The 4,209-nt window shown below is 60.3% G+C and carries 7 protein-coding genes; all 7 read left to right on the top strand.

The features are described 5' to 3' along the window. Positions 1-319, top strand: a 319-nt coding sequence (locus WFJ47_RS16375) for a hypothetical protein (protein ID WP_336764429.1), incomplete at its 5' end; no start/stop codon positions are given. 316 nt (positions 320-635) lie between these two features. After that, positions 636-1,109, top strand: coding sequence for a single-stranded DNA-binding protein (ssb, locus tag WFJ47_RS16370; protein ID WP_336764427.1), 474 nt, complete (start codon positions 636-638; stop codon positions 1,107-1,109). Between the two features lie 174 nt (positions 1,110-1,283). Continuing rightward, positions 1,284-1,667: a hypothetical protein gene (locus WFJ47_RS16365; protein ID WP_336764425.1), complete on the top strand. Its 384-nt coding sequence runs from the start codon at positions 1,284-1,286 to the stop codon at positions 1,665-1,667. Between the two features lie 11 nt (positions 1,668-1,678). Then, a complete protein-coding gene (locus tag WFJ47_RS16360; RefSeq protein ID WP_336764424.1) occupies positions 1,679-1,927 on the top strand; it encodes a hypothetical protein in 249 nt (82 codons plus the stop codon). Between the two features lie 592 nt (positions 1,928-2,519). Beyond that, positions 2,520-3,200, top strand: a complete 681-nt coding sequence (locus WFJ47_RS16355; RefSeq protein WP_336764422.1) for an LPD29 domain-containing protein — start codon at positions 2,520-2,522, stop codon at positions 3,198-3,200. A gap of 58 nt (positions 3,201-3,258) precedes the next feature. Then, on the top strand, positions 3,259-3,885 hold the full coding sequence (locus WFJ47_RS16350; RefSeq protein ID WP_336764421.1) for a hypothetical protein: 627 nt from the start codon (positions 3,259-3,261) through the stop codon (positions 3,883-3,885). Positions 3,886-3,890: 5 nt separating this feature from the next. After that, the coding region (locus WFJ47_RS16345) for a hypothetical protein (protein WP_336764419.1) at positions 3,891-4,209 on the top strand (319 nt) is incomplete at its 3' end.

Genomic DNA, 4,209 nt, shown 5'->3' with positions numbered 1-4,209 from the left:
AGGAGGCGGCGTGATGGGCAATCGCAGCCACAATATCTTCACTGCAATCGGCAGCGCCGCCGATATCGAGCGCCTGCGCGCGCAATTCATGGTCGAGGAGGCGCCAGCCGTTGCGGCTGGCGGTCTGCTGGAGCTGCACTTTGACCAGCTCGGCCTTGATGACGGCCCCACCTATCTTCTGGGTGATCGCATCAGCAAAGAATTTCCGAGCCTCGCATTGTCTTGCGAATACCACCCCGAAGGGTCGAACTGGGCGTTGCAAGGCGTCACAGAGTGGCATGCAGGTAAGCGTTGGCGCGAGATCATGGTGCCAACCTAAGCATCGCGTCGCGCCGTCTCGAATGCATCCATAGAACGCTGCACACAGGAGAGAGAGGAGAGAGGGAAACCAGAACGGCGCAGCCGGCGCAATCGGTGGGTCGGCATCGCGTCCTCGCCATGCTCGCAAGCTGCGCGTGGCTGCGGGTCGATGCCGATCCCGGCGCAAGAGCGCAGCGATTGCCCCGGCTGCGCCGTCCCGGTTCCCGTGAAGCATCAAGAGAGAAATATGATCCCGAGCAGGCAGAGCAATTTCTGTAACTGTGCGCCAGGTGGCCGGGACGATCCTCTCTTCATGCAGTCACGGAGATCCCCTCATGTCAGGCAGCGTCAACAAGGTCATTCTCGTAGGCAATCTCGGTCGCGACCCGGAAGTCCGCAACGCCCAGTCTGGCGCGAAGATCGTCAATCTGACGGTTGCCACGAGCGAAAGCTGGAATGACCGTAACTCGGGCGAGCGCAAGGAGCGCACCGAGTGGCATCGCGTCGTGATCTTCAACGAACGCCTTGCCGATGTCGCCGAACGCTTCCTGCGCAAGGGCCGCAAGGTCTACATCGAGGGACAGCTTCAGACCCGCAAATGGACCGATCAGTCCGGCGAGGACCGCTACACCACGGAAATCGTTATCGACCGCTTTCGTGGCGAGCTCACCCTGCTCGATAACGCGCAGAGCTACAGCGACGAGAGCCGCTTTGGCCTTGATGATCGTCCCTCCCGTAACGCGCCGCCGCGTCAGTCGCAAGAGACCAGCAATTCCGGTTCAGATCTGGACGACGAGATCCCGTTCTAAGGCCCAGCCTGAAGGGTAGGGGCGCTCAACACGCGTGCCCCACCAACAAAGCAGAGAGGGCTACGGGACGTCGCTTTTCGCATCAAGGGAAGGCTACGCCCGACGCTTGCGCGTCGCCCTTGACCCGAAAACCGACGCCCCGTCGCGCGGGAGGCAATCAAGAGGAGATTGTCGATGAACTACGATCTGTTTTCCAGAAAAAATACGACTTTCAGCACACCGGTTCGCTGGTCCTGCACATCCGAAAGCGTCACCTGTCGTCGTTGCCACCACGAATGGGATGACGGTGATCCAGCCTATCGCTTCGCCTGTCCCAACTGCAACGCCACGCCCGCAAATCCCTGCCAGCGCAGCACGGGCGGCAATGAACGTGTCTGCCCCGGTCGCGATCGCGTAGCCCAGGCCGCAAAGCTTCTCGGTCCCTGCGAAGGTCTGAGCTGGGACGGTCGTCACGACAAGCCGCTGCCACTGAGAGCCAGCCGCACCGACCCCGCATGGCAGCTGGTCCGTACCGGATCGCCAGTCGCCCGCTCTTTCAACGAACGTTACCCCTCCTGAGGAGACGCAGGATGAGCTTCGAATCTCTCGCCGATCGCGACTACGCCCTTGAGGCAGGACGGGTGCGCACCGACTGTGCATGGGTGCTCAGCGACCGTGACGTCTGGTACCCCAATCCTTTTTATGTCGGATTGCGCGTTCCCCATCCGGAAGACGACAGCGCTCATGACTATGTCCGCGAGCACGGTATCGATGCATGGCGCGATCTTACGGCTCCGAAAACGGTACCGCCGCTTGAGGAGTGGGAGATTCCATACTGACGCAGCCAGACATTTGGGTCGCCTGACGAGCCGGGCATGGGCGAAACGATCCAGAGGGCACACCTCTGCACCGTCGCGGCCCCATATCTCGTAGCCGGGTCAGATGCCGCGGGGCCGTGGTGTCGCGCCCAATGTCAGAGGAGAGTCCTCCGTGATCGTTTTGATTGTGGTGGACAGGAAATGGCTCTCGAAATCTCTTCGTAAAACGAAGAAAGCCCTTCAGGCGGTTACAGCCGCTCTGAAGAGCCTTTTCGAGTAGCATTTCCGCACCGATCGAGGGGCTATCTTTTCCCGAGGTACCCCTCGATCACCTCCGATGATGGTCAATCCGGATACGATTTTCAAGGGCGATGTCTCCGCGCAGAGGCATCGCCCTTTTCTTTGTCCTCTTTCCACCGACCCTCCCTCATTACGACGCGACCCGCGAGACAATGAGGAGAAAGGGGGCTGACACAAACGCCAGTCCGCCGCCAGGGCGTCGCCATGCTCGCAAGCTGCGCGTGGCTCCGTAAACGGCGCGCGCGCCGCCCTGGCCCCGGCCAGTCGTTCGCGTCAGCGGGAGGGCATCCAGCAGAAATAAAGGAGACGCAGGATGTCAGACACAGCACATACCCTCGAAGTGGGCACCATGGTTTCAACACCCCTCTACGACAGAGGGCGTGGCTATATCACTGCGATCCATGGGGAACAGATGCCGCAAACCGTTAAGCGCATCGGTGGCCTCATGGGCACCGGAGGCAACGCGCACTTTGATATCATTTTCGAAATCGGCGCTCGTTCAGTACGGCTACCGGAATGCATCATTCATGGCCCGCAGTGGAAAATATACCCCAAGGAAGCGGGGTTCGCCGAAGCTTGGCGTCTTGCCGAGCTCGAGAAACTTGCATCAGATCTCGAGGCTGCGCAGCTCGCGAAGGAACGCGAGGAAGAGGCGGCGTTCGCACGTGTGGTCGAGGCCCTGAAAGCCGATCCGGCTTACGCCGATCTGGAACAGGGTGACGATTGCGACGGAGCACTCGCTGCGAAGAACATCCGCAAACTTCTAAAGGCTGCGTTCAAGACAACGAAATTCAGCGTTCGCAAGTCGGAATACGGCTGCATTTACGTTCGCTGGTGTGGCGGTCCTTCCGAAGATCAGGTGTCCGAGATTACCGGCCGCTTCAAGACCGGCACATTCGACCATCACAGCGACTGCGCCAGGCAGGAAGACACGCCATGGAGCAAGTCGTTCGGCGGTGCCGAGTATGTCTTCACCTCCCGATCCGAAGCCTGATCCTTTCCATTCCCTCAAGCCGCCGCAAGGCGGCTTTTTCGTATTCAGGAGACTCACGATGACCCGTTTCCAGTTGGTCGCGTCCCCCGCCGCGCGCGTTGAAAAAGCCGATCAGTATGCGATCGAGCCCACACCCGGGATTTTTGCAGACCTCGCCCATGAGGCAGACGCTACGAACGCAGCCTCCCTTTCGAGCGCGATGAACAGTTTCGGCCAGCTGGTTCGTCAGCGATCGCGCGAACTGTCCTTTCTCGTTTGCGCCGAGATCGTTCCAGGCGCGCGCAAGCCGCGCTGGTACGCTCGCTGCGCTCGAGACGGCGGACTGCGCGACGAGGCGTTCTTGTTCACGATCATGCTCGATGCGACGATCGAGGACGGAACGCCCCCCGTGCGCATGTGGGGGGCAAAAGCGGCGCCATTCCAGCTCAGCGATCGCGCTCCTGTCTGGACGGACGCCGAGCCCGACGAGTTCACCCCTCATGCTCATGGGCATCTCGGCTATTATGGCTGGCTGCGGATGATCAATGCCCGTGTTCAGTTGCTCACAAACTCGCGCTGCTCCTTGTTCGACCGTACCGACGCGTCAATCATGACCAGGCGATACAAGGACCGTCACCACCCCTTCGCCGTGGCGACCGAGCTTATGAGCGCTGGTTACTGCGTCCCGCATAGCGGAACGGAGTAAGCGCCATGCCTCGCTTCGATGTAAAAATCGTCGAACGCCTCATCATGATGGATGAGGCGACCCTCTCGATAGAGGCTTGTAATGCAGAAACGGCAGCACGCATCGTGCTGTCAGGTGTTTCTGACGATACCAGTGGCGGCGTCCGTTCCGTCATTCTGCCTGATGGATCAACTGCTTCCCTCGATCCCGAAACGGTCGAGGGTACGGATATCCTTGCCGAGGTCCGCGCGTCTGGCAGCGAAGACCTGATCCTGACCTGTGGTGCCTCTGATTTCCTTCGGACAGATCGCGACATGCGTCGGGATCTGGATGGAATCCTTGCGC

Origin of the sequence: Asaia sp. VD9, assembly GCF_037150015.1 — a bacterium.
Lineage (GTDB): Bacteria > Pseudomonadota > Alphaproteobacteria > Acetobacterales > Acetobacteraceae > Asaia.
This window is presented reverse-complemented; position numbering and strand designations above follow the sequence as displayed.